Source organism: Pseudomonas sp. IT-P44 (genome assembly GCF_949768225.1).
GTDB lineage: Bacteria > Pseudomonadota > Gammaproteobacteria > Pseudomonadales > Pseudomonadaceae > Aquipseudomonas > Aquipseudomonas migulae.
The window spans coordinates 1-25582 of record NZ_CATKQM010000020.1 but is presented as its reverse complement, the minus strand read 5'-3'; the positions used below and the strand labels follow the sequence as shown (position 1 = coordinate 25582).

At 59.8% G+C, this 25582-nt stretch carries 24 protein-coding genes; 12 read left to right on the top strand and 12 right to left on the bottom strand.

All coding sequences use genetic code 11. The annotated features are described in order from the left end of the window. Positions 1 to 12 precede the first annotated feature (12 nt). From ACM6IO_RS12005 to ACM6IO_RS11995, 3 genes are all read left to right on the top strand, one after another. Complete coding sequence (locus ACM6IO_RS12005) at positions 13 to 2181, top strand: molybdopterin cofactor-binding domain-containing protein (RefSeq protein WP_414911508.1); 2169 nt, start codon at positions 13 to 15, stop codon at positions 2179 to 2181. A 1-nt stretch (position 2182) separates the two neighbouring features. Beyond that, positions 2183 to 2761, top strand: a complete 579-nt coding sequence (locus ACM6IO_RS12000; protein ID WP_223414497.1) for a hypothetical protein — start codon at positions 2183 to 2185, stop codon at positions 2759 to 2761. 74 nt (positions 2762 to 2835) lie between these two features. Next, complete coding sequence (locus ACM6IO_RS11995) at positions 2836 to 3417, top strand: GGDEF domain-containing protein (RefSeq protein WP_008038246.1); 582 nt, start codon at positions 2836 to 2838, stop codon at positions 3415 to 3417. Positions 3418 to 3548: 131 nt separating this feature from the next. Here the strand turns inward: ACM6IO_RS11995 and ACM6IO_RS11990 are convergent, their stop codons facing one another. Further along, the gene (locus tag ACM6IO_RS11990; RefSeq protein ID WP_192227364.1) at positions 3549 to 3974 is read right to left on the bottom strand and encodes a VOC family protein; all 426 of its coding nucleotides are present in this window, start codon (positions 3972 to 3974) and stop codon (positions 3549 to 3551) included. A 114-nt stretch (positions 3975 to 4088) separates the two neighbouring features. Between ACM6IO_RS11990 and ACM6IO_RS11985 the strand changes: the two genes are divergently transcribed. Next, positions 4089 to 4970: a LysR family transcriptional regulator gene (locus ACM6IO_RS11985; RefSeq protein ID WP_414911507.1), complete on the top strand. Its 882-nt coding sequence runs from the start codon at positions 4089 to 4091 to the stop codon at positions 4968 to 4970. 163 nt (positions 4971 to 5133) lie between these two features. On the opposite strand, the gene fabI is transcribed toward ACM6IO_RS11985, so the two are convergent. The 8 genes from fabI to gloB all read right to left on the bottom strand — a co-directional run bounded on the left by fabI (position 5134) and on the right by gloB (position 15979). Next, positions 5134 to 5928 carry an enoyl-ACP reductase FabI gene (gene fabI / locus ACM6IO_RS11980; protein ID WP_008028639.1) on the bottom strand — a complete coding sequence of 265 codons (795 nt, stop codon included), beginning with the start codon at positions 5926 to 5928 and terminating at the stop codon, positions 5134 to 5136. A gap of 21 nt (positions 5929 to 5949) precedes the next feature. Further along, positions 5950 to 7560 (bottom strand): ABC transporter ATP-binding protein, encoded by a 1611-nt coding sequence (locus ACM6IO_RS11975; protein WP_008038249.1) that lies wholly within the window; start codon positions 7558 to 7560, stop codon positions 5950 to 5952. Between the two features lies 1 nt (position 7561). After that, positions 7562 to 8581 carry an ABC transporter permease gene (locus ACM6IO_RS11970; protein ID WP_008028637.1) on the bottom strand — a complete coding sequence of 340 codons (1020 nt, stop codon included), beginning with the start codon at positions 8579 to 8581 and terminating at the stop codon, positions 7562 to 7564. A 1-nt stretch (position 8582) separates the two neighbouring features. Then, on the bottom strand, positions 8583 to 9656 hold the full coding sequence (locus tag ACM6IO_RS11965; RefSeq protein WP_008028636.1) for a microcin C ABC transporter permease YejB: 1074 nt from the start codon (positions 9654 to 9656) through the stop codon (positions 8583 to 8585). 3 nt (positions 9657 to 9659) lie between these two features. Further along, positions 9660 to 11501, bottom strand: a complete 1842-nt coding sequence (locus tag ACM6IO_RS11960) for an extracellular solute-binding protein (protein WP_414911506.1) — start codon at positions 11499 to 11501, stop codon at positions 9660 to 9662. After that, positions 11498 to 13312: an extracellular solute-binding protein gene (locus ACM6IO_RS11955; protein ID WP_414911530.1), complete on the bottom strand. Its 1815-nt coding sequence runs from the start codon at positions 13310 to 13312 to the stop codon at positions 11498 to 11500. Before ACM6IO_RS11955 ends, ACM6IO_RS11960 begins: the two co-directional genes overlap by 4 nt. A 342-nt stretch (positions 13313 to 13654) precedes the next feature. Beyond that, positions 13655 to 15112, bottom strand: coding sequence for a transglycosylase SLT domain-containing protein (locus ACM6IO_RS11950; RefSeq protein ID WP_008038257.1), 1458 nt, complete (start codon positions 15110 to 15112; stop codon positions 13655 to 13657). 99 nt (positions 15113 to 15211) lie between these two features. Further along, positions 15212 to 15979, bottom strand: a complete 768-nt coding sequence (gene gloB / locus ACM6IO_RS11945) for a hydroxyacylglutathione hydrolase (protein WP_414911529.1) — start codon at positions 15977 to 15979, stop codon at positions 15212 to 15214. Between the two features lie 65 nt (positions 15980 to 16044). Here gloB and ACM6IO_RS11940 point away from each other — a divergent pair, with 65 nt between their 5' ends. Both ACM6IO_RS11940 and rnhA read left to right on the top strand, forming a co-directional pair. Continuing rightward, on the top strand, positions 16045 to 16803 hold the full coding sequence (locus ACM6IO_RS11940) for a methyltransferase domain-containing protein (protein WP_008038260.1): 759 nt from the start codon (positions 16045 to 16047) through the stop codon (positions 16801 to 16803). Positions 16804 to 16893: 90 nt separating this feature from the next. After that, complete coding sequence (gene rnhA, locus ACM6IO_RS11935; protein ID WP_008028618.1) at positions 16894 to 17346, top strand: ribonuclease HI; 453 nt, start codon at positions 16894 to 16896, stop codon at positions 17344 to 17346. Between the two features lie 96 nt (positions 17347 to 17442). Here rnhA and ACM6IO_RS11930 read toward each other — a convergent pair whose 3' ends face one another. Further along, positions 17443 to 17754: a DUF2388 domain-containing protein gene (locus tag ACM6IO_RS11930; protein ID WP_414911505.1), complete on the bottom strand. Its 312-nt coding sequence runs from the start codon at positions 17752 to 17754 to the stop codon at positions 17443 to 17445. 190 nt (positions 17755 to 17944) lie between these two features. On the opposite strand from ACM6IO_RS11930, the gene dnaQ reads away from it, so the two are divergent. The 3 genes from dnaQ (at position 17945) to ACM6IO_RS11915 (ending at position 21833) form a co-directional block, all read left to right on the top strand. Further along, positions 17945 to 18703, top strand: coding sequence for a DNA polymerase III subunit epsilon (gene dnaQ / locus ACM6IO_RS11925; protein WP_008038265.1), 759 nt, complete (start codon positions 17945 to 17947; stop codon positions 18701 to 18703). A 245-nt stretch (positions 18704 to 18948) separates the two neighbouring features. Next, a complete protein-coding gene (locus ACM6IO_RS11920; protein ID WP_008038267.1) occupies positions 18949 to 21204 on the top strand; it encodes an Orn/Lys/Arg decarboxylase N-terminal domain-containing protein in 2256 nt (751 codons plus the stop codon). 14 nt (positions 21205 to 21218) lie between these two features. Next, positions 21219 to 21833, top strand: a complete 615-nt coding sequence (locus ACM6IO_RS11915; protein ID WP_223450423.1) for a GNAT family N-acetyltransferase — start codon at positions 21219 to 21221, stop codon at positions 21831 to 21833. Here the strand turns inward: ACM6IO_RS11915 and ACM6IO_RS11910 are convergent. Further along, positions 21799 to 22692, bottom strand: a complete 894-nt coding sequence (locus ACM6IO_RS11910; protein ID WP_008038270.1) for a LysR family transcriptional regulator — start codon at positions 22690 to 22692, stop codon at positions 21799 to 21801. The genes ACM6IO_RS11915 and ACM6IO_RS11910 overlap by 35 nt on opposite strands. An 88-nt stretch (positions 22693 to 22780) precedes the next feature. Beyond that, positions 22781 to 23008, bottom strand: coding sequence for a hypothetical protein (locus ACM6IO_RS11905; RefSeq protein WP_414911504.1), 228 nt, complete (start codon positions 23006 to 23008; stop codon positions 22781 to 22783). Between the two features lie 176 nt (positions 23009 to 23184). On the opposite strand from ACM6IO_RS11905, the gene ACM6IO_RS11900 reads away from it, so the two are divergent. From ACM6IO_RS11900 to ACM6IO_RS11890, 3 genes are all read left to right on the top strand, one after another. Further along, on the top strand, positions 23185 to 23745 hold the full coding sequence (locus ACM6IO_RS11900; protein WP_008028605.1) for an NADPH-dependent FMN reductase: 561 nt from the start codon (positions 23185 to 23187) through the stop codon (positions 23743 to 23745). A 133-nt stretch (positions 23746 to 23878) separates the two neighbouring features. Beyond that, positions 23879 to 24226 (top strand): metalloregulator ArsR/SmtB family transcription factor, encoded by a 348-nt coding sequence (locus tag ACM6IO_RS11895; protein WP_192227358.1) that lies wholly within the window; start codon positions 23879 to 23881, stop codon positions 24224 to 24226. 29 nt (positions 24227 to 24255) lie between these two features. Continuing rightward, positions 24256 to 25539: an arsenic transporter gene (locus ACM6IO_RS11890; protein ID WP_414911503.1), complete on the top strand. Its 1284-nt coding sequence runs from the start codon at positions 24256 to 24258 to the stop codon at positions 25537 to 25539. Positions 25540 to 25582 lie beyond the last annotated feature (43 nt).

The following is a 25582-nucleotide window of genomic DNA, read 5'->3' as shown; positions in this document are numbered from 1 at the left end:
GAGTCATGCGCCATGAACAGCATCAATCCGTTATCGCGCCGCGGGTTTCTCAAGGGCAGCGCAGTGCTGGGCGGTGGGCTGGTGATCGCCTTTGTCATCCCCGGCGCCCACCGTTTTGCCATGGGCGCCGAGAATCAGGGCAGCGTCTTCGCACCCAATGCATTTTTACGAATCGGTAACGACAACAGCGTCACCGTGCTGCTCGGCCATTCTGAAATGGGCCAGGGCATCTGGACCGGCCTGACCATGCTGATCGCCGAAGAACTGGACGCCGACTGGTCGAAAATCCGCGTCGAACACGCCCCGGCGTCGGCCGCCGACTATGGTCTGCCCGGGTTTGGCGGGATGCAAATCACCGGCGGTTCAACCTCCACCTGGATGGAATTCGATCGCTACCGTCATGCGGGCGCGGCGGCGCGGTTGATGCTGATCGAAGCCGCCGCCAAGCGCTTCAATGTCGCGCCTTCGGATATTCGCACCGAGTCGGGTGTGGTCATTGCCGGCGACAACCGCGCCACGTACGGCGAACTGGCCGATGACGCGGGCAAGTTGCCAGCACCGGACCCGGCGTCGATCAAGTTCAAGGAGGCGAAAGACTGGAAGGTCATCGGCAAACCGACCAAACGCCTGGACACTCCGGAGAAAATCACCGGGCGAGCCAAATTCGGGATGGACGTGCAGTTCGACGGACTCATGACCGCGATGGTTGCCCGTGCGCCGGTGTTCGGCGGCAGTGTCAAATCCTTTGAAGGCGCGCAAGCGCTGGAGATACCGGGCGTGCACAAAGTAGTGCAGGTGCCGACGGGCGTCGCGGTGATTGCCGATCATTACTGGGCGGCGAAACTGGGGCGCGATGCGCTGAAGGTCGATTGGGATCTGGGGCCGAACACCGGGCTCGACAGCCAACATCTGCTGGAGAGCTTTCGCAAACTCGCCGCCACGCCGGGCACTTCGGCCAGCAAGGCCGGGGATGCGCAGGGCGCTTTGCGCAAGGCAGCGAAGGCGATTGATGTCGAGTACAGCGTGCCGTACCTGGCTCATGCGCCAATGGAACCGCTCAATTGCACGGTGAAAATCACCCAGGACAAATGCGAGATCTGGACCGGTACGCAGTTCCAGACGCTGGATCAGATGATCGCGGGAAAAATCACCGGGCTCAAACCCGAGCAGGTCGAGATTCATACCGAGTTTCTGGGCGGCGGTTTCGGCCGGCGGGCCAACCCGACTTCAGACTTTGTCGCTGAGGCCGTGGAGGTTGCGAAGGCGGCGGGCGGCCCGGTGAAAACGGTGTGGTCGCGGGAGGACGACATCCGTGGTGGCTATTACCGTTCGGCGTTCCTGCATCAGGCGCGTATCGGCCTGGATGCCAGTGGAATGCCGATTGCGTGGAAGCACGTGATGGTCGGGCAGTCGATCATGGACGGCACAGCGTTTGCGGCCACCATGGTCAAGGACGGTATCGACAAAACGTCGGTCGAAGGCGTTGTCGACAGCCCTTACATCGAGGGCTTGGCCGATCATCAGGTGGAACTGCATTCGCCGAAAACCGGCATCACCGTGTTGTGGTTGCGTTCGGTCGGGCACACCCACACGGCGTTCGTGATGGAGTCGTTGATCGATGAGCTGGCCGAAGCGGCAGGCAAGGACCCGGTGGAGTACCGGCGAACCTTGCTCAAGGACCATGCGCGGCATCTTGGTGTGTTGAACCTGGCGGTCGAAAAGGCCAATTGGACAGCGCCATTACCGGATGGGCATGCACTGGGTGTCGCTGTGCATGAGTCGTTCGGCAGCTACGTCGCGCAGGTTGCCGAGGTGTCCCAGGACAACCTGAAGATCCGCGTGCACCGAGTGGTGTGCGCGGTGGACTGCGGCATTGCGGTCAACCCGATGAGCATCGCGGCGCAAATGGAGTCGGCCATCACCTTCGGCCTCGGCTTTACCCTGCACAGCAAACTGACCTTCAAGAATGGGCAGGTGGTGCAGTCCAATTACCACGACTATCAGGTGCTGCGCCTGAACGAAATGCCGGTGGTTGAAGTGCATATCGTGCCCAGCACCGACAAACCCGGCGGCATCGGTGAGGCTGGCGTGCCGCCCACGGCGCCAGCGGTGGCCAACGCAGTGTTTGCCCTGACCGGGCAACGGTTGCGCGAACTGCCCTTGCAACTGTCGGGGGTGTGAGATGAGGCGACATCTGATTCTGGGCGCAGTGGTGCTGATCCTCCTGACGATCTACGCCACGGACCTGTTCTCAGAGGATAGAGAAGCGTTGAAGGCTTTCGATACCGTGCAGAAGGTGTTTCAGAACCCGCGCTGCCAGAACTGCCATATCCCGGGTGATTCACCGTTGCAGTTCGATGCCGGAACGCCCCACGCGATGAACGTCGTACGCGGCATGGACGGCAAGGGCGCGGCCGGTTTGCCGTGCGCCACCTGCCACGCCGACAGCAATCCGCCGGCCAGTTACGGCCCGCATGCGCCACCGGGTGCACCGCACTGGAGCCTGCCGCCTGCGGCGCACAAAATGGCCTGGATCGGGCTGCCGGCCGACAAATTGTGCGCAATGATCAAGGACCGCTCCAGTAATGGCGATCGGGATTTCGCCGCGCTGATCAAGCATGTCAGCGACGACAAACTGGTGCTGTGGGGCTGGAATCCGGGTGAAGGGCGAGCGCCGGTGCCGGTGCCGCACGATATTTTCGTCACTCAATTCAAGCGCTGGGCCGAGGCCGGAGGGCCTTGTCCGGTGGTGGGCAGTTGACCGACGGTCCGTTAACCGGGAGTCAAACCGGGTATGGACCACTCTAAAGAACATACCCGCCAATGGAGTGAGTCATGCTGAACCCAGGCAAACCGGTAAAACACGGCGCTAACGCAGACCCGTTGCTGTCGCCCCAGCAAGCGCGTCAATTGCTGCGTGATCAGGCCCGTAAAGCCGAGCAGGAAGTGATTGGTGTGCAGATGGCGAGCATGGATGAGTTGACGCTGCTGTCCAACCGTCACGGCTTCACGACACTGGCCCAACTGGGGCTGGACGCCTGTCAGCAACTGGAAAAACCGGCCACGCTGCTGTTTTTCGACCTCGATAATTTCAAGCACATCAACTATTTGTACGGTCGCGCCGAGGGTGATGACGCGCTGAAAACCTTTGCCGACGTGCTGCGCATCGCCTTCCGCGAAAACGATGTGATTGGCCGGCTCGGCGACGACGAGTTTGTGGCCTTGTTGACCGGTTCAAGCGCCGTGGACATTGGCGCCATCAAGTCGCGGCTCGAAGAAATCCTCGACGAGCGCAACGCCACGATGCGTCGCGGTTATGACATTCGTTTCAGCATTGGCCAGGTCGAGTACGACATTAATCTGCATCACTCGATTGATGAGCTGCTGATTGAGGCGGAGAGGGCGTTGCATCGGTAGGCTGGAATTTCGGTGGTGTATGAGCGGGCCAAATCGCGAGCAGGCTCACTCCCACATTGGTTCGTGTACGGCGCAGAACCAATGTGGGAGCGAGCCCGCTCGCGATGAGGCCCTCAAAATCACCCATATCTTCACTTGGCAAACAGCTGCCCGATATCCTTGAACGCTTTGAACTCCAGCGCATTGCCGCAAGGATCAAACAAAAACATCGTCGCCTGTTCGCCAACCAACCCCTGAAACCGAATGCCCGGTTCAATCACGAATCGGGTGTCGCGCGCCTTCAGCCGCTCGGCCAAACCCTCCCACTCATCCATCCCCAGCACCACGCCAAAATGCGGCACCGGCACGTCATGCCCGTCCACGGCGTTGGTGTGCGCGGCTTCCTGTGAGGCGTTTTTGGGTGCCAGGTGAATCACCAATTGGTGGCCGAAGAAGTTGAAGTCAACCCAATGGTCGCTGGACCGGCCTTCCTCCAGGCCGAAGACGTCACGGTAAAAAGTCCGGGCTGCCGCGAGGTCATATACCGGGATGGCCAAGTGAAAAGGGGAGAGTTGCATCGCTGTGCCTCGCAGATTGACGGTGATTGAAGTGGAGTTTAGCGCTGTGCTTTTCGATTGAAAGACGATAGTTTTTGCATCGAGCTCAAATTATTTCGATCAATCGAGACCGTCATGCTGCGTGAACTGAAAACCTTCATCGCTGTTACACGCTACGGCACATTCGCCGCCGCCGGCATGCACATCGGCCTGACGCAGTCGGCGGTCAGCGCGCAGATGCGCAACCTGGAACAGGCGTTGGGCATTCGTTTGTTCGATCGCACCGGGCGTCAGGCGATTCTCAATGCGGCAGGGCAACGGGCGTTGCCGATGGCCCGTGAGATGCTGGAAACCTTCAGTCGCATGGCGGTCAGCGATGACGTCAGCGAATACCGCGGCGAGCTGAAGATTGGCGCAGTGGCCACGGCCCAGACCGGTTTGTTGCCTCAGGCGTTGTTGCGACTGCGTCAGCAAGCGCCGTTGCTGGAACCGAAACTGGTGCCGGGCGTTTCGCTGAATCTGCTGATCCAGGTCGATACCGGGGAGGTTGATCTGGCCATCCTGATCAAGCCGCCGTTCGAGTTGCCCAAGGAGTTGTCGGCGCAGGTCATTCGCAAGGAACCGTTTGTGCTGATCGTGCCGCCGGAGCTTGAAGGTAATGACCCGTTGCAGATCCTCGCGAACCATCCCCATGTGCGTTACGACCGCAATTCCTTCGGTGGGCGCCTGGTGACGCGGTTCCTGCGTGAACAGCAGATTGATGTGCAGGTGGCTTTGGAACTGGATGAGCTGGAAGCCATCGTCAAAATGGTTGAATGCGGATTGGGTGTGTCGCTGCTTCCTGAGGCCGGGTTGTGGCTTGAGTATGGCGCGAAGGTGCGGATCATCCGGTTGGGCGAACTGACGTTCTACCGCGAGATTGTGCTGTTGCAGCGCTACAGCCAACGTTTGCAGCCAATCCAGCAATTATTTGCCAACTGCCTGACCTCAATCGACCTGAACACACAACCCCTGTAGGAGCCGGCTTGCTGGCGATGGCGATCTCACAGCCGACATTTGCAGTGAGTCGAATATAGCTATCGCCAGCAAGCCGGCTCCTACAGGGGATTGCGTTGGGTATGGAATTTTTGGCACAAAAAAACCCGCCTGTAGAGGCGGGTTTTTTCGTTACCGTCGAAGATTACTCTTCGAGGCTGCCCATGGCCGTGGTGTTGAAACCACCGTCCACGTACATGATTTCACCGCTGATGCCGGACGCCAGGTCCGAGCACAGGAAGGCGCCGGCGTTGCCGACTTCTTCGATGGTGACGTTGCGACGCAGCGGGGTTTGCGCTTCGTTGGCGGCCAGCATCTTGCGGAAGTTCTTGATGCCGGAAGCGGCGAGGGTGCGGATCGGGCCAGCCGATACGCAGTTGACGCGAGTGCCGTCCGGGCCCAGGGAGCCGGCCAGGTAACGTACGCCGGCTTCCAGCGAAGCCTTGGCCATGCCCATTACGTTGTAGTTAGGCATGGTGCGCTCGGCACCCAGGTACGACAGGGTCAGCAGGCTGCCATTGCGGCCTTTCATCATTTCGCGGCCAGCTTTGGCCAGGGCCACGAAGCTGTAGGCGCTGATGTCGTGAGCAATGCGGAAACCTTCACGGGTGGTGGCTTCGGTGAAGTCGCCGTCCAGTTGGTCGCCCGGGGCGAAGCCAACGGAGTGCACGATGCAATCCAGGCCATCCCACTTCTTGCCCAGCTCAACGAAAACCTTGGCGATTTCTTCATCGCTGGCCACGTCGCACGGGAAGCACAGGTCCGGGTTGGAACCCCAGCTTTGTGCGAACTCTTCGACACGACCCTTGAGTTTGTCGTTCTGATAAGTGAAGGCAAGCTCAGCGCCCTCGCGATGCATGGCGGCAGCGATGCCGGATGCGATGGACAGCTTGCTGGCGACACCGACGATCAGTACGCGCTTACCGGCGAGAAAACCCATGTGTTGCTCCTCTCTTTCAGGTTATTGCGCAGTGGCTGGTGCCAGAAAAGCGGCTTCCAGCAACTGCTGTGTATACGGATGTTGGGGGGCGGCAAAGATACTTTGCGCGTCTCCCTGTTCGACCACTTGGCCATGCTTGACCACCATCAACTGGTGGCTCAGCGCTTTGACGACAGCCAGGTCATGGCTGATAAACAGATACGTCAGGTTGTACTTGGTTTGCAGTGAACGCAAAAGCTCCACCACTTGGCGCTGCACTGTCCGGTCGAGGGCCGAAGTCGGCTCGTCCAGCAGAATCAGCGCCGGTTTTAGCACTAATGCCCGGGCAATGGCGATTCTCTGCCGCTGCCCGCCGGAAAATTCGTGGGGGTAGCGGTGCCGGGTTTCCGGATCCAGACCTACCTCCCTGAGTGCCGCAATAATCGCTTGTTCCTGTTCTGCCTCGGTGCCCATCTTGTGAATCCGCAGGCCTTCGCCAACGATCTGGCTCACGCACATCCGCGGGCTCAGGCTGCCGAACGGGTCCTGAAACACCACCTGCATCTCCCGACGCAGCGGCCGAACCTGTTGTTGCGTCAGGCAGTCTAGCTGCTTGCCTTCAAAACGGATCGCACCTTTGCTGCCAATCAGCCGCAAAATCGCCAAACCGAGTGTCGACTTGCCGGAACCGCTTTCCCCCACAATCCCCAGGGTCTGTCCCTGAGGCAGGCTGAAATTGATCCCGTCCACCGCTTTGATGTGATCGACGGTCTTTTTCAGCAAGCCTTTCTTGATCGGAAACCAGACTTTCAGGTCCTCGACCGCAAGCAACGGCGGGCCAATCACGTTGGTCGCCGGCTTGCCGCTGGGCTCCGCTGCCAGCAGTTCCCGAGTGTACGGATGCTGCGGCGCGCGGAACAACTCTTCGCACGATGCCTGTTCGACGATGCAACCGCGCTGCATGACACATACGCGATGCGCAATTCTTCGCACAAGGTTCAAATCGTGACTGATCAGTAACAATGCCATGCCCAGACGGGTCTGCAATTCCTTGAGCAATTCGAGGATTTTCAGCTGGACGGTCACGTCCAGCGCGGTGGTCGGTTCGTCTGCGATCAGCAGCTCCGGCTCGTTGGCCAGGGCCATGGCGATCATCACTCGCTGGCGCTGGCCGCCGGACAATTCGTGGGGCAGGGCTTTCAGGCGCTTCTCGGGCTCCGGAATGCCGACCATTTCCAGCAGTTCCAGCGTACGTTTGGTCGCGACTTTGCCGATCAAACCTTTGTGAATGCTGAGAACTTCGTTGATCTGCTTCTCGATCGAGTGCAGCGGATTGAGCGAAGTCATCGGCTCCTGAAAGATCATCGCGATCCGGTTGCCACGGATGTGGCGGATGGTTTTTTCTTTCAGGCTCAGCAGGTCTTGCCCGGAGTACTCGATGGTGCCGGACGGATGCCGGGCGAGCGGGTAGGGCAGCAGGCGCAGGATCGAGTGCGCGGTCACCGATTTGCCGGAACCGCTTTCACCCACCAACGCCAGGGTCTCGCCGCGCTTGATGTCGAAGCTGACACCTTCGACCACCCGCTGGCAGCGCTCGCCAACGACGAATTCGACGGCCAGGTCGCGCACTTCGATCAGATTGTCCTGATTCATTTCACTTCCTCGGGTCGAAGGCATCGCGAGCGGACTCGCCGATGAACACCAGCAGACTCAACATCAACGCCAGCACCGCAAATGCGCTCATGCCCAGCCACGGCGCTTGCAGGTTGGATTTGCCCTGGGCCACCAGCTCACCGAGCGACGGCGCGCCCGGCGGCAAGCCGAAACCCAGGAAGTCCAGCGCCGTCAGCGTGCCGATGGCGCCGGTGAGGATGAACGGCATGAACGTCATGGTCGAAACCATCGCGTTGGGCAAGATGTGGCGGAACATGATCGCACCATTCTGCATCCCCAGCGCCCGGGCCGCGCGCACGTATTCGAGGTTGCGTCCGCGCAGGAACTCGGCGCGGACCACGTCCACCAGGCTCATCCACGAAAACAGCAGCATGATCCCCAGCAGCCACCAGAAGTTCGGCTGGACGAAGCTGGCGAGAATGATCAGCAGATACAGCACCGGCAACCCGGACCAGATCTCCAGGAACCGCTGCCCGGCCAGATCGACCCAGCCGCCATAGAAACCCTGCAAGGCACCGGCAATCACGCCGATGATCGAGCTGAGAATGGTCAATGTCAGCGCGAACAGCACCGAAATCCGGAAGCCGTAAATCACCCGCGCCAACACATCGCGCCCCTGGTCGTCCGTGCCCAGCAGGTTGTCGGTCGATGGCGGTGCCGGTGCCGGGACTTTCAGGTCGTAGTTGATGCTTTGGTAGCTGTAGGGAATCGGCGCCCACAGCACCCACGCATCCTTGGCCTTGAGCAGTTCGCGGATATACGGGCTCTTGTAGTTGGCTTCCAGCGGGAATTCGCCGCCGAACGTAGTCTCCGGGTAACGCTTGAGCGCCGGGAAGTACCAGCTGTTGTCGTAATGCACCACTAAGGGTTTGTCGTTGGCGATCAGCTCGGCACCGAGGCTCAGGCCGAACAACACGAGAAACAGCCACAGCGACCACCAGCCGCGCTTGTTGGCCTTGAACAGTTCGAAACGCCGGCGATTGAGAGGGGACAGGTTCATCTCAATGCTCCCGGCTTTCGAAGTCGATGCGCGGATCGACAAAGGTGTAGGTCAGATCGCCGATCAGTTTCACCACCAATCCCAGCAGGGTGAAGATGAACAACGTGCCGAAGACCACCGGGTAATCACGGTTGATCGCCGCTTCGAAACTCATCAGCCCCAGTCCGTCGAGGGAGAAGATCACCTCCACCAGCAACGAACCGGTGAAGAAAATCCCGATGAACGCCGACGGGAAACCGGCAATCACCAGCAGCATGGCGTTGCGGAACACGTGGCCGTAGAGCACACGGTGATTGGTCAGGCCCTTGGCCTTGGCGGTGACGACGTACTGCTTGTTGATTTCATCGAGGAAGCTGTTTTTGGTCAGCAGGGTCATGGTGGCGAAGTTACCGATCACCAGCGCCGTCACCGGCAACGCCAGGTGCCAGAAGTAATCGAGAATCTTGCCGCCCATGCTCAGTTCATCGAAGTTGTTCGAGGTCAGTCCCCGAAGCGGGAACCAGTCGAAATAGCTGCCGCCGGCGAACACCACAATCAACAGAATGGCGAACAGGAACGCCGGGATCGCGTAACCGACGATGATCGCCGAGCTGGTCCAGACGTCGAAGTGACTGCCATGTCGCGTGGCCTTGGCGATCCCCAGCGGGATCGACACCAGGTACATGATCAGCGTGCTCCACAGCCCGAGGGAGATCGACACCGGCATCTTTTCCTTGATCAGGTCGATGACCTTGGCGTCGCGAAAGAAACTGTCGCCGAAATCCAGGGTGGCGTAGTTCTTGACCATGATCCACAAACGTTCCGGCGCCGATTTGTCGAAGCCGTACATGTGCTCGATTTCTTTCACCAGCGCGGGGTCCAGGCCCTGGGCGCCACGATAGGCCGAGCCGGCCACCGACACCTCTGCACCACCGCCGGCAATGCGGCTGGTGGCGCCTTCGAAACCTTCGAGCTTGGCGATCATCTGCTCCACCGGCCCGCCGGGGGCGGCCTGGATGATCACGAAGTTGATCAGCAAAATGCCGAGCAGCGTCGGGATGATCAGCAGCAGTCGCCGAAAAATATACGCCAGCATCTATTACTCCGTGCCCGCAGGGTCGGCTTGCAGTTTGGTTTCGACTTCTATCGCCGGTGTCACGTTGGGCTTGATCCACCAGGTGGCCGTACCGATGTCGTACTTGGGTGAGATTTTCGGGTGGCCGATATGGTTCCAGTAAGCCACGCGCCAGGTCTTGATGTGCCAGTTGGGGATCACGTAATAACCCCATTGCAGCACGCGGTCCAGTGCACGGGCGTGAGCCACCAGGCTTTTGCGCGAATCGGCGTTGATCAGTTGCTCGACCAGTTGGTCCACCACCGGGTCTTTCAAGCCCATGGAGTTGCGGCTGCCGGGCTTGTCGGCGGCGGCAGACATCCAGAATTCGCGCTGTTCGTTACCCGGCGAATTGGATTGCGGGAAGCTGCCGACAATCATGTCGAAGTCCCGCGAACGCACGCGATTGATGTACTGCGAGACGTCGACCCGGCGAATCACCAGGTCGATCCCCAGGTCGCTGAGATTGCGCTTGAACGGCAGCAGCACCCGTTCGAACTCGGTCTGGGCCAGCAGGAACTCGATGTTCACCGGTTTGCCGTTGGCGTCGACCATCTTGTCGTCGACGATCCGCCAGCCGGCTTCCTGCAACAGCTGATAAGCCTTGCGTTGCTGCGTGCGGATCATGCCGCTGGCGTCGGTCACCGGGTTCTGGAAGGCCTCGGTGAATACCTGCTCGGGGATCTTGCCGCGGAACGGGTCGAGAATGGCCAACTGATCGGCATCCGGCAAACCGGTGGCGGCCATTTCCGAGTTTTCAAAGAAACTGCGCGTGCGCATGTAGGCGCCGTTGAACAGTTGCTTGTTGGTCCATTCAAAGTCCAGCAACAGCGTCAGCGCCTGGCGCACGCGCACGTCCTGGAACACCGGGCGGCGCAGGTTGAAGACAAAACCCTGCATGCCGGTCGGGTTGCCGTTGGGGATCTGTTCCTTGTTCAGCCGACCTTCGGCAACCGCCGGAATGTTGTAGGCGTTGGCCCAGTTTTTCGCGCTCATCTCCAGCCAGTAATCGAACTGACCGGCCTTGAGTGCTTCCAGGGCCACGGTGTTGTCGCGGTAGTAATCGGTGGTCATCACGTCGAAGTTGTAGAAACCTCGGTTGGCCGGCAGGTCCTTGCCCCAGTAATCCTTGACCCGCTCGTAGCGAATCGAGCGCCCGGCCTTCACCTCGCTGACCTTGTACGGGCCGCTGCCCAACGGCATTTCCAGATTGCCCTTGTTGAAGTCCCGGGTCGCCCACCAGTGTTTGGGCAGTACCGGCAACTGGCCGAGGATCAACGGCAGTTCGCGGTTGTTGGTGTGTTTGAACTTGAACAGCACGGTCAGCGGGTCTTCGGCGACTGCTTCAGCGACGTCGCTGTAGTAACCGCGATACATCGGTGCGCCGTCTTTGATCAGCGTTTCGAAGCTGAACACCACGTCTTCGGCACGGATCGGATGACCGTCGTGGAAGCGCGCTTCAGGGCGCAGGTAGAAACGCACCCAGCTGTTGTCCGGGGCTTTCTCGATCTTGCCGGCAACCAATCCATATTCGGTGAACGGTTCATCGAGTCCCTGTTTGGCCAGGGTGTCGTAGATCAGCTCGATGTCGCCGGCCGACACGCCTTTGCTGATGAACGGGTTGAGGCTGTCGAAGCCGCCGAAGCCGGCCTGACGGAAGACCCCGCCCTTGGGCGCGTCCGGATTCACGTAGTCGAAATGCTTGAAGTCGGCCGGGTATTTCGGTGGCTCGTTGTACAAGGTCAGGGCGTGTTGCGGCGCGGCGCAGGCCAGCCCGGCGAACAACAGGCCGCTGGCCTGCAGGAGCAGGGCGCGTACGGGTTTCATCGATCTTTCTCCGAAGATTTCAGCCACCACGCGCTCAGGCCCAGCGTATAGGGCGGCGTGGTGACGAAGGCGAACCGGTTGCGGTAGGCCAGGCGGTGATAATTGAGGTACCAGTTGGGAATGATGTAGTGCTGCCATAACAACACGCGGTCCAGGGCTTTGCCGGCGGCAACCTGTTCATCGCGGGTCTGGGCGGCGAGCAGTTGCTCGAGTAAATGGTCAACCACCGGGTTGGCGATGCCCGCGTAATTTTTGCTGCCCTTGACCCCGACCTGGCTGGAATGGAAATACTGCCATTGCTCCAGGCCAGGGCTGAGGGTCTGGTTCAGGGTCATCAGAATCATGTCGAAATCGAACTGGTCGAGGCGCTGTTTGTACTGGGCGCGATCCACCGTGCGCAACCGGGCGTCGATGCCGATACTGGCGAGGTTCTCGACATAAGGCTGGAGGATGCGTTCCAGGTTCGGGTTGACCAGCAGGATCTCAAGCGAGAGCGGCTGGCCCTTGGCGTTTTCGACCCGTTGACCGTTGAGCTTCCAGCCGGCCTCGGCGAGTAGGCTCAGGGCCTGGCGCATGGTGTCCCGCGGAATGCCGCGCCCTTGGGTCTGCGGCAGGCTGAACGGCTCGGTGAGCAGTTTGGCGGGCAATTGCTCGCGGTACGGCTTGAGCATCAACCACTCATGACCGACCGGCAGGCCGGTGGCCGAGAATTCGCTGTTGGGGTAGTAACTCATGGCGCGTTTGTAAGCGCCGCTGAACAGCGTGCGATTGGTCCACTCGAAATCGAACATCAGCCCTAGCGCTTCGCGCACCTTCGCGTCGGAGAAGGCCGGGCGCCGGGTGTTCATGAACAGGCCCTGGCTCTGGGTCGGGATCTGGTGCGGGATCTGCGCCTTGATGACATCGCCTCGTCGCACGGCCGGGAAGTTGTAGCCGTTAACCCAGTTCTTCGCCTGATGCTCGATGTAGATGTCGAACTCGCCGGCCTTGAAGGCTTCGAACGCGACGTCGCTGTCGCGGTAGAACTCGACTTCCATGCGGTCGACGTTGTACTTGCCGCGATTGACCGGCAGGTCCTTGCCCCAGTAATCCTTGACCCGTTCAAACACAATCTGGCGCCCGGGCGTGACCGAGGTCATGCGATAAGGGCCACTGCCCAGCGGCGGCTCGAAGGTGGTGGCCTTGAAGTCGCGACCTTTCCAGTAATGCTGCGGCAGCACCGGCAACTCGCCCAGGCGCAGGATCAGCAGTGGATTGCCAGCGCGCTTGAAGACGAAGCGGATGCGCTGTGGGTTGAGCACGTCGACCCGCAACACCTCCTGGAGATTGGTACGGTATTGCGGATGGCCTTCCTTGAGCAGCAATCGATAAGAGAACGCGACGTCATACGCAGTGATCGGCGTGCCATCGTGAAAGCGGGCTTCGGGGCGCAGGTTGAACACCACCCAGCTGCGGTCTTCGCTGTATTCCACCGTTTGGGCGATCAGGCCATAACTGGAGGTGGGCTCGTCGCCGGACGGCGCGTATTGGCCGGTGCCGACCATCAGCGGCTCGTTGAGCTCGTTGATGCCGTACTGCAGGAAGTTCGCGGTGGAAACCGGGCTCGAGCCCTTGAAGGTGTACGGATTGAGCGTATCGAAGGTGCCAAACGCCATCACCCGCAACGTACCGCCCTTGGGCGCTTGCGGGTTGACCCAGTCGAAATGGGTAAATCTGGCCGGGTACTTGAGCGTGCCGAACTGCGCATAACCATGGCTTTCGCTGATCGTCGCACTTGCGGAGGAGCTCAAGGCCAGGCTGATGAGGAGCAGGAGGAGGGGACGCTTCAAGTCAGAGATCCGATCCAGGCGGCTTGGGCTTTGTGGGCCGTACAGTAACAGCTTGTATGGACAGGAAAAAGACGGGGATTTAACGACCCCTTAATTGCCGGGGCAGATCCCTTGTGGAGGCTTGGAAACCTATTTGATCGCTCGTCGTACACAAACCCTGTAGGAGCCGGCTTGCTGGCGATGGGCTCAAGTGCGCCGCGCTTAACCAGATTTCACGCGTTATCGTTAACGACCATCGCCAGCAAGCTGGCTCCTACAGGGGTTGTGTGAACCTGTTTATGGTATTTGGGCAAAAAAAAAGCCCCTGAAATCAGGGGCTTTTTTTCAGTGCGGCGAAGCAACCGTCAACATCTGACCCGGCTTCAGCGCCTGGCCGACACGCGGGTTCCAGCGCTTGAGGTGCTGCATTTCAACGTTGAAACGCTTGGCCACGATGTACAGCGAGTCACCTTGCTGGACCTTGTATTGGGTCTGCGGTTTCTTGGTGTCCGTCTTGCCATTCGTCTTTGTGTTGGCGGCCACTACGGTGTTGACGCGTCCGGAGCTGCGCTTGGTCTTGTCCTGCATCACCAGCGTCTGACCAACCTTGAGGTCCTTGCCAGTCAGCTTGTTCCAGCGTTGCAGGTCTTTTACGTCGACCTTGTTGGCCTTGGCGATGGTGCCGAGGTTGTCGCCACGTTTCACGCGGTAGGCGCGTTTGAGGCTGGCGATCTGGGTATCGTCTGCGCCTTCGAACACCGGTTTGAGCGACTTCTTGCTGATCAGCTCTTCAGGACGCATGGTCGACAGGCTGGCGGTCAGCAGTTGCGCCTTGGACGTCGGCACCAGCAAATGCTGAGGACCGTCCAGAGTGGTGGTGCGCTGCTTGAAGGCCGGGTTGAGCTGGAACAGCTCGTCTTCGTCGATATTGGCCACCGCTGCAACCTTGGACAGGTCCATGCGCTGGTTGATTTCGACGGCCTGAAAATACGGCTCGTTGGCGATCGGGTTGAGGTTCACGCCGTAGGCTTCGGGCGCCAGGACCACTTGCGACAGGGCCAGCAACTTCGGCACATAGGCCTGGGTTTCCGACGGCAGTGGCAGGTTCCAGTAATCGGTAGGCAGGCCAAGTCTTTCGTTACGTTCGATGGCCCGGCTGACCGTACCTTCACCCGCGTTGTAAGCCGCGAGGGCCAGCAGCCAGTCGCCGTTGAACATGTCGTGCAGACGGGTCAGGTAATCCATCGCGGCGGTGGTCGACGCGGTAATGTCGCGACGGCCATCGTAGAAACGGGTCTGGCGCAGGTTGAAGTAACGCCCGGTGGAAGGAATGAATTGCCACAGGCCAACCGCGTCGGCCCGGGAATAGGCCATTGGGTTGTAGGCGCTTTCAATCACTGGCAGGAGTGCCAGTTCCAGCGGCATGTTGCGTTCTTCAAGGCGTTCGACGATGTAGTGAATGTAGAGACTGCCGCGTTCGCCGGCGTTTTCGAGGAAGGATGGATTACTGGCGAACCACAGGCGCTGTTGCTCGATGCGCGGGTTGACGCCCAGGCCTTCCTGCAACTGGAAGCCTTGGCGCATGCGCTCCCAGACGTCCTGTGGAATTTGCGGGCTAGGCTTTTCGCTGAGCCAGATGGGCTTCTGTTTGGCTCGCGCTGCGATGTTCGGGGTATGTGCCGCGTCGGTCTGCGGCACATGGCTGGAACAGCCCGCCAGAGTGGCGGACACAGCCACCGCTATGGCTTGAGCCAAGCGGGTCAATGCGTCTGAATTGATGGCTTTACGAATAGATGACGACATTGGCTGGAAGTAAGTTCCGGGCAAAAATGTCGGGCGATTCTAGAAAGTGCACCCCTTGCGGTCAACCATTCAGATTTTTCGCACCAACGGCAAGCCCTCTCAGAACTTATCCTTCCAAGCGCGCAGAGCAGCAAAAACCGCACTCGGAGCCCGGTTATAGGTGCCATTCCGTTCGTCCACTTTTTCTTTAACAGATGTTTCGTCGACACGTAAAAACGGGTTTGTCAGCTTTTCCAGAGCGATCGACGAAGGCAGCGTGATGATGCCTGCTGCACGTTGTTCGGTGACTTTTGCCAGCCGTTCGGCCGTGTGCGGATTACCCGGTTCGACCGCTGCGGCGAAGCGCAGGTTGCTCAGGGTGTATTCATGCGTGCAATACACCTGCGTATCCTCGGGAAGGGATGCGAGGCGTGTCAGCGAGGTGTGCATTTGCTCGGGCGTGCCTTCGAACAACCGCCCGCAACCGGCGGCGAACAGGGTGTCGCCACAAAAAAGCAGGCCCTGATGATAAAAAGCGATGTGTCCCAGGGTGTGACCGGGTACTTCGATGACTTCAAAGTCGCAGCCGAGCACGTTGATACGGTCGTTGTCCTTGAGCGCAACATCCCGCGCCGGAATGGTTTCACTGGCCGGGCCGTAGACCTTCGCGTCCGTCGCTTTTTTCAGCTGTTCGACACCGCCGACATGGTCGTGATGATGGTGAGTGATCAAAATATCACTCAGTGCCCAACCCGGATTCGCCGAGAGCCAGGCCTGGACCGGCGCGGCATCGCCGGGATCGACCACCGCACAGCGTCGCGTGTCGGGGTCTTGCAACAACCAGATGTAGTTGTCGGTGAAGGCGGGCAGGGCACTGATCTGTATCATCGTCGGATTCGCCAAGCGGAAAACAATGGCGCATCTTAGAACTTCCTGGCGCGTTGGAGAATGCAATGACTGATAAAGCGTTCGCTCAGGCTGATCCTGACTGGCTGGCCCTGATCAGCGCGGCCCGTGAATGGCTGTCCGGCCCCATCGGGCAATTTCTGCTGGATGAAGAACGGCGCATGCTCGAAGACGAGTTGGGGCGCTTCTTCGGTGGCTATCTGGTGCATTACGGTCCTTCGGCCGAGACACCGCCGTCGGCGCCGCAGGTCCAGCGCAATGTGCGGCTGGGTGCGCCATTGCCGGGTGTCGAGATTGTGTGTGAAGAGCAGGCCTGGCCGTTGAGCGAGCATGCTGCCGATGTGGTGGTGTTGCAGCACGGCCTGGATTTCTGCCTGTCGCCCCATGGTTTGCTGCGCGAAGCGGCCAGCAGCGTACGTCCCGGCGGGCATTTGCTGATCATCGGGATCAACCCCTGGAGCAGCTGGGGTTTGCGCCACGTGTTCGCCCATGATGCCTTGCGCAAGGCTCGATGCATTTCGCCGTCGCGGGTCGCCGACTGGCTGAACCTGCTGGGCTTCGCGCTGGAGAAACGCCGCTTCGGGTGCTATCGTCCGCCGCTTGCGTCCCCCGCCTGGCAAGCCCGTTTGGCCGGTTGGGAGCGCAAGGCCGGTGACTGGCAACTGTCGGGTGGCGGCTTCTATTTATTGGTCGCGCGCAAGATCGTGGTCGGCCTGCGGCCGGTTCGTCAGGAGCGTCGCGAGCCGATGGGCAAGTTGATTCCATTGCCGATGGCCAAGGTCAACCGCCGCAACATCGAGCCGTAGCACTTTTTATATTCCCGGCCGGGCGCGTCCCGGCCTCGGGCATCGTCGATCAACGATCGGCGGGCCACCGCATTTTCTGGATAGATTGGCATGAGCGATAGCGTAGAACTCTTCACTGACGGCGCCTGCAAGGGCAATCCTGGCCCAGGCGGCTGGGGCGCATTGCTGGTGTGCAAGGGCGTTGAAAAAGAACTCTGGGGTGGCGAAGCCAACACCACCAACAACCGCATGGAGCTGATGGGCGCGATTCGCGGGCTGGAAGAACTGAAGCGTTCCTGCGACGTGCTGCTGGTGACGGACTCGCAGTATGTGATGAAAGGCATCAACGAATGGATGGACAACTGGAAGAAGCGCGGCTGGAAAACGGCAGCGAAAGAACCGGTAAAAAATGCTGACCTGTGGAAATTGCTGGACGAGCAGGTCAACCGCCACAACGTCACCTGGAAGTGGGTGCGCGGGCACATCGGGCATCACGGCAACGAGCGGGCCGACCAGTTGGCTAACCGTGGCGTGGATGAAGTGCGCGGTTACAAACAAGCCTGACCTTTGTAGGAGCCGGCTTGCTGGCGATAGCGTCCCCGAGATCAATGCAAGGCTCAGGACCTATCGCCAGCAAGCCGGCTCCTACAAGATCGGTGTTCACAGCATCAAAATGGCGTTGGCCAGTTGTTGGTCTGAATACTGATCGTTCAGTCCGCCACGAATCCTTTCGAATGCCGCTTCAATCCGCGCTCCGCGAATCTCCCCGTCACTGGCCACAAACGCTGCCGCATCATCCTTGGCCGCCAGCACAATCTTGTCGTCCTTGAATGATCCGCTCGTGCCCTTGGACGAACTCAAGGTCAGGCTCAACGTGATATCGGTGCTGATTACAAAACTGGTGGCCTGGGCGGTGGTTGCGATCAGGCAACTGCCCAGGACCAGCAGGCGTAGCGATTGTGTGGTGGTCATGACGAACTCAAATCCATCGGAAACAAGCCGCGCACGCTATCAAGCCGTTCTCTGCCAGACTTTATGAACATTGCTAATGATTGTTAAAAACTGCATGAGCTTCAGTCATTTGCCTGTGCGCACGCCTGATCCCGTGGGCGTGTTAACATCGCCCCTTTTGCACGATTGACCCGTTGAGAGCTGAGCACTGATGGCCACCAGATCCGTTGTACTCGATACCGAAACCACCGGCATGCCGGTGACCGACGGCCACCGGATTATCGAAATCGGTTGTGTCGAGTTGATCGGTCGGCGCCTGACCGGCCGGCATTTTCACGTTTACCTGCAACCAGACCGCGAGAGTGACGAAGGCGCCATCGGCGTTCACGGCATCACCAACGAATTCCTGGTAGGCAAGCCGCGCTTCACTGAAGTGGCTGATGAGTTTTTCGAATTCATCAAGGGCGCGCAGCTGATCATCCATAACGCGGCGTTCGACGTTGGCTTCATCAACAACGAATTCGCCCTGATGGGCCAGCACGATCGTGCGGACATCACGCAACACTGCTCGATCCTCGACACCCTGATGATGGCCCGGGAACGTCACCCGGGGCAGCGCAACAGCCTCGACGCCTTGTGCAAACGTTATGGCGTCGACAACTCCGGCCGTGAGCTTCACGGCGCCTTGCTCGACTCCGAGATTCTCGCCGACGTTTACCTGACCATGACCGGCGGCCAGACCAGCCTGTCGCTGGCCGGCAATGCGTCCGACGGCAACGGGTCTGGTGAAGGGGCGGACAACTCAGCCACGGAGATCCGCCGTTTGCCGGCCGATCGCCAGCCAACCCGTATCATCCGCGCCAGTGAAGATGATTTGGCGCAACACATGGCTCGTCTGGAAGTCATCGCCAAATCCGCCGGTGCGCCATCGCTGTGGCAGCAACTGCTTGAGGCTGAAGCTCAGGCTTGAATCTCGTGGATAGACATCGAACCTGTAGGAGCCGGCTTGCTGGCGATTGCGGTGGGGCAGTCGACACGTTCATTGCCTGAACGGACGCCATCGTCGGAACGCCGCCCGCAGCAAGCCGGCTCCTACAGGGTTATGCGATCCACTCGTGACCCATTTCGGGGCATTGCACTCGCCACAAGCGCCTCAACCCTCTACCCTGAGGTTATTGGCAGGCTACGGACTGCCGCCTCAGGACACTGAGCCCCATGTATAAAGATTTGAGATTCCCGGTCTTGATCGTCCATCGCGACATCAAGGCCGACACGGTTGCCGGTGATCGGGTGCGTGGCATCGCCCGGGAGCTGGAGCAGGAAGGTTTCAGCATTGTCTCGGCAGTGGATTACACCGAAGGGCGGTTGGTCGCGTCGACCCATCATGGCCTCTCGTGCATGTTGATCGCCGCCGAAGACCCCAGCGCCAACTCCCATCTGTTGCAGAACATGGCCGAACTGATCGGTCTGGCGCGGGTGCGTGCGCCGGATTTGCCGATTTTCGCGCTGGGCGAGCAGGTGACGCTGGAAAACGCCCCGGCCGATGCGATGGACGAGCTCAATCAGCTGCGCGGTATTCTCTATTTGTTCGAAGACACCGTGCCATTTCTGGCGCGGCAGGTCGCGCGAGCCGCGCGCAAATACCTGGATGGCCTGCTGCCACCTTTCTTCAAGGCATTGGTGCAACACACCGCCGACTCCAATTATTCCTGGCACACGCCCGGCCATGGTGGCGGCGTGGCCTATCACAAGAGCCCGGTGGGGCAGGCGTTTCACCAGTTTTTCGGGGAAAACACCCTGCGTTCGGACTTGTCGGTGTCGGTGCCGGAACTCGGTTCGCTGCTCGACCACACCGGCCCTCTGGCCGAGGCGGAAGCGCGAGCGGCGCGCAACTTTGGCGCCGATCACACCTTTTTCGTGATCAATGGCACTTCGACGGCCAACAAGATCGTCTGGCATTCGATGGTCGCCCGCGATGACCTGGTACTGGTAGACCGCAACTGCCACAAGTCGGTATTGCACTCGATCATCATGACCGGCGCGATTCCGTTGTACCTGTGCCCGGAACGCAACGAGTTGGGGATCATTGGTCCGATTCCGCTGAGTGAATTCAGCCGCGAATCGATTCAGGCCAAAATCGACGCCAGCCCGTTGACCAAGGGCCGTGCGCCCAAGGTCAAACTGGCGGTGGTGACCAATTCGACCTACGACGGGCTCTGTTACAACGCCGAACTGATCAAGCAAAGCCTGGGCAACAGCGTCGAAGTGCTGCATTTCGATGAGGCCTGGTATGCCTATGCGGCGTTTCACGAGTTTTTTGCCGGACGTTACGGCATGGGCACTGCGCGCAGCGCGGACAGCCCGCTGGTGTTCACCACCCATTCCACCCACAAACTGTTGGCGGCGTTCAGTCAGGCCTCGATGATTCACGTCCAGGACGGCGGTGCGCGGCAACTGGATCGCGACCGCTTCAACGAAGCGTTCATGATGCACATCTCCACGTCGCCGCAGTACAGCATCATCGCCTCTCTGGATGTGGCGTCGGCGATGATGGAAGGCCCGGCGGGTCGTTCGCTGTTGCAGGAAATGTTCGACGAAGCCCTGAGTTTCCGTCGGGCACTGGCGAATTTGCGTCAGCACATTGCCGCTGATGATTGGTGGTTCTCCATCTGGCAGCCGCCGTCGGTGGAAGGCATCGAGCGCGTGGTGACGGAAGACTGGTTGCTGCAACCCGATGCCGACTGGCACGGTTTTGGCGGCGTGACCGATGACTACGTGCTGCTCGATCCGGTCAAAGTCACGCTGGTGATGCCGGGCCTCACCGCCGGTGGTGCGTTGAGCGAGCGCGGGATTCCGGCGGCGGTGGTCAGCAAATTCCTCTGGGAGCGCGGGCTGGTGGTCGAGAAGACCGGGCTCTATTCGTTTCTGGTGCTGTTCTCCATGGGCATCACCAAGGGCAAATGGAGCACGCTGCTGACCGAGTTGCTGGAGTTCAAGCGCAGTTACGACGCCAACGTCAGCCTCGTGACCTGCCTGCCCTGCGTGGCGCAGCAGGAAGGCGCGCGTTACAAGGGTATGGGGCTGCGCGATTTGTGCGATCAACTGCACGCCTGTTACCGCAGCAATGCCACGGCCAAACATCTCAAGCGCATGTACACCGTGTTGCCGGAAATCGCCATGAAGCCGGCTGACGCTTATGATCATCTGGTGCGTGGCGAGGTGGAAGCAGTGTCCATCGATGCACTGGACGGCCGCATCGCCGCCGTGATGCTGGTGCCGTACCCGCCGGGGATTCCGTTGATCATGCCCGGCGAACGCTTCACCGAGTCGACCCGCTCAATCATCGATTACCTGGCGTTTGCCCGCACGTTTGATAGCAGTTTCCCGGGGTTTGTCGTCGATGTGCACGGCTTGCAACACGAAGACGAGGGCAATGGACGGCATTACACCGTCGATTGCATCAAGGAGTGAGGACCTTTCCCAGTATGCAACCGGTCATGAATCCGAAATACCCAGGGCTGTCGGTTCGCGTTGCCGACGACGGCTTTGCGGCTTACATCTGGGGCAGTGATTTCAGTTTTGAAGTCACGGCCTATGTCGCCGCCGAAATCGGCAAACCGATGGAGCAATGGCCGGTCACGCCAATCACTCCTTACCGCAAGTGCTATGGCATCGATCCCGAGGAATTCAGCAGTTTCCGCGACGCCGCCGACAGCGCGATTTTCATGGCCTATCTCGATGATGAGCCGGTGGGCCACCTGGTGGTCAGCACCAACTGGAACGGCTTTGCCCATATCGACGAGTTGGCGGTCCACGCGCCGGCCCGCCGGCATGGCGTGGCCAAGGCGCTGCTGGATGTGGCGCAGTTCTGGAGCCGCAAGAAAAAACTGCCGGGCATCATGCTCGAAACCCAGAACAACAATCTGGGCGCGTGCCGGCTGTATGAGCGCTGCGGTTATGTGATGGGAGGTGTCGATCATCTGCGCTATCGCGGCATCGACCCGAACACCGCCGAAATCGCATTGTTCTGGTATCGACTATTCGACAATCCGCTGGAAAGCCCGATCAGCTCGCCAACATCGCCACGGCTTGTTCCGTGACGATGTCCAGCAGTGCCTGAAGAGCGGGGGATGGCTCGCCGTTCTTCAGGGTCAGGGCGTAGACGCTGATCGGCACGGCGGGCGCCAGCGGGCAGGCATCCAGGCCGGCGGATTTGGCCCCGAGCGCGGTGAACGGGTCGACAATCGCCAGGCCTTCACCGGCTTCGACCATGCTGCGCATCATCTGGTGAGTCTGAACCCGGGTGTGAATCACCGGGGCAGGGCGCAGGGCGTGCAGTTTGTTGTCGAGTGCCGGGCTCAGCGGATCATGACCTTCCAGGCCGACCATCGACTGCCCCGCCAGGTCTTGCAGCGAAATGTACTTCTGCTTCGGTTGCAGCCAGCCATGGGGGGCCAGTAGCTGGAGTTTGCCCTGGGCAATCACCTGGCAATGAATATCGGCGTGGTCGGGATCGTGCAGGCTCAGGCCCAGATCGCTTTCGCGCAGCAGCAGGCTTCTGACGATGTCGCGGGTGGGTTGGCTCAGGAGGCTGCAAGGCACGTCGGGGAGACGCCGGCGCAACGCCGCGATGCTCTGTGGCAACAACTGTTGTGCCAGGGGCGGCGTGCAAATGATGCGAAGGGGTGGGGCCTGATATTGCTTGAGGCTGCTGGCCAGTCGCAGGACCGGCTCGAGCGCATCGTAGACGTGGGCGATTTCGACCTGTAGCTCCCGCGCCTCGCGCGTGGCTTGCAAGCGTCCACGCACGCTGGAAAACAGCATGAAACCCAACTGACTCTCAGCGTCACGCAGAATGCCTTCGACCTCGGCCACTGGCAGCTGCAGCCATTCGGCGGCGGTGCCAAGGTGACCGGTCTGCAGGAGCGCCTGGATCACTTCGATATGACGTAAACGCATGCGTGAAGTCCATGTTCAGCAGGTGAGGGAGTCAGTGGCTGAATCCTAACCCAAGTCCGCGCATAAGACTTCTGCTCATAACGCGAGGTTATGAGGCGACGCTGGCTTCGGGTTCACGAATGAGGGTGACGCCCGATTGCACCAGCAGAAACTCGTTCTCATCAAGCTTGTTGACGCGATCGCCAATGGCCAGCTTGTAGGTGGTGACAGCGGTGAGGCCGTCTGTCGAAGGGGTGGATTCCTGGAACTCATGCACGGAATAGACACGGCCTTCCGCGTCTCTTGCATGGAACTGACTGACGAGTACTGCTGCCATCTGCTTAGAACCTCTGGAGATAAATCACTCAATTTGCGGTTCTGTAGACCGTGGTTGGGCGAGGTAAGTTTTCCTACAGGAAAAAAATAGTCAGGGGCGGCGTTTTTCAGTCGCCCACTGCTTGAATCGTCATCTATAACTACAAGCTCTTTCCTTCGGACAGTCGAGAATCTTCCATGAGCAATGTCTACACGATCGCCGTTCTGGTCGGCAGCTTGAGAAAGGAATCGATCAACCGCAAGGTGGCGTTGGCCCTGGCCGATCTGGCACCTGCAAATCTCAAGCTCAACATCGTCGAAATTGGCGACTTGCCGCTCTACAACGAAGACATCGATGGCGAATCACCGCCGGCAGCCTACAGCACTTTCCGGCAACAAGTGAGTTCATCCGACGCGTTGCTGTTCGTCACCCCGGAATACAACCGTTCGGTTCCTGCACCGTTGAAGAACGCAATCGACGTCGGTTCGCGTCCATATGGCAAGAGCGCCTGGGGTGGCAAGCCGGGTGCGGTGATCAGCTGTTCACCGGGGGCTATCGGCGGGTTTGGCGCCAACCATCATTTGCGCCAGTCCATGGTGTTTCTCAATGTGCCTTGCATGCAACAACCGGAAGCCTACTTGAGCGGTGCCGGTTCGGCCTTCGATGAAGCGGGCAGATTGTCCGAGACGGTGAAGCCTTTTTTGCAGAGTTTCATCAATGCTTACGGGCAGTGGGTCGAGCAGCATAAGAAAGTCTGAATATCACTTTGATAGCCGCTGCCGAATGCAGGCTCGGCAGCGGCTGCACAAACAATCGTTTCCATACTTTGCTTTAATGGATATTCGAAATTCCATATATTCACGCCTCGTTTGTCCGGAGGCGTTTCCCTGTATGTCCGACTCTCACAGTCCCGTCGATGTTTTCAAGGCCCTTGCTGATGACACGCGCAGCCGTATCGCGCTGTTGATCGCCCGCGAAGGCGAGTTGTGCGTGTGCGAGTTGACCGCCGGGCTGGACTTGAGTCAGCCGAAAATTTCCCGTCACCTGGCGCTCTTGCGCAGCAATGGCTTGTTGGCGGACCGCCGTCAGGGGCAATGGGTTTTCTATCGCCTGCACCCGGACCTGGCGCCTTGGGTCGTCACTCTGCTGCACGGCGCGCTGGCTGAACATCAAGGCTGGCTGGCTGCCGATGTCGCACGCCTTCAAGCCATGACCGATCGACCTGTACGTTGCTGTTAATCCCTGATTTCTGTTGAAGGCTGCTTTGCATGTTCATTGCGTCGTTGATTTTCCTGCTGACCATCACCCTGGTGATCTGGCAGCCCAAAGGCCTCGGTGTCGGTTGGAGTGCGGTGTTCGGCGCCGTGCTGGCGCTGATTTTCGGTGTGGTGCACCTCAGTGATATTCCGCTGGTGTGGCAGATCATCTGGAACGCCACCGGCACTTTTGTCGCGCTGATCATCATCAGCCTGTTGCTGGATGAGGCGGGGTTCTTTGCCTGGGCGGCACTGCATGTCGCGCGGTGGGGGCGGGGCAGTGGGCGCAAGTTGTTTGCCTATATGGTGCTGCTCGGCGCGCTGGTCTCGGCTTTGTTTGCCAACGACGGGGCGGCGCTGATCCTCACGCCCATCGTGATTTCCATGCTGCTGGCGTTGCGCTTTTCCCCGGCGGCGACCCTGGCGTTCGTGATGGGTGCCGGGTTTATTGCCGACACTGCCAGCCTGCCGCTGGTGGTGTCGAACCTGGTGAACATCGTTTCCGCCGACTTCTTCCACATCGGCTTCAATCGCTACGCGGCGGTGATGGTTCCGGTCAACCTGGTGAGCGTTGCGGCGACACTGGCGGTACTGATGTGGTTTTTCCGGCGCGACATTCCCAAGGATTACGACCCTGAGCAACTGGAGCATCCGTCCAGTGCGATCCATGACACGGCGACGTTTTATGCCGGTTGGGCGGTGTTGCTGATCCTGTTGATCGGGTGTTTTGCGCTGGAACCGCTGGGTATTCCCATCAGTGCCATTTCCGCGGTGTGCGCGGCGTTGCTGCTGGCCATTGCTGCCCGAGGCCACAAGATTTCCACGCGCAAGGTGCTGAAAGAAGCGCCGTGGCAGATCGTGATTTTCTCGCTGGGCATGTATCTGGTGGTCTACGGTCTGCGTAACGCCGGGCTCACCGGGTATCTGGCGGGTTGGCTGGACGGTTTTGCCGGTTACGGCGTCTGGGGCGCGGCCATGGGCACGGGTCTGTTGACGGCACTGTTGTCGTCGATCATGAATAACCTGCCAACGGTGCTGATTGGCCTGCTGTCGATTGACGCGAGTCAGGCGAGCGGAGTGGTGAAGGAGGCGATGATCTACGCCAACGTGATCGGCAGTGACCTGGGGCCGAAGATTACGCCGATTGGCAGCCTGGCGACGTTGTTGTGGCTGCATGTGCTGGAGCGCAAGAGCATTCGGATCGGCTGGGGGTATTACTTCAAGGTCGGGATTGTGTTGACGGTGCCGGTGTTGTTGGTGACGTTGGCGGCGTTGGCTGTGCGGTTGTCCGTTTAGACCGCATTGACCCCTTCGCGGGGGGCGCGCCCCGCGACAACCC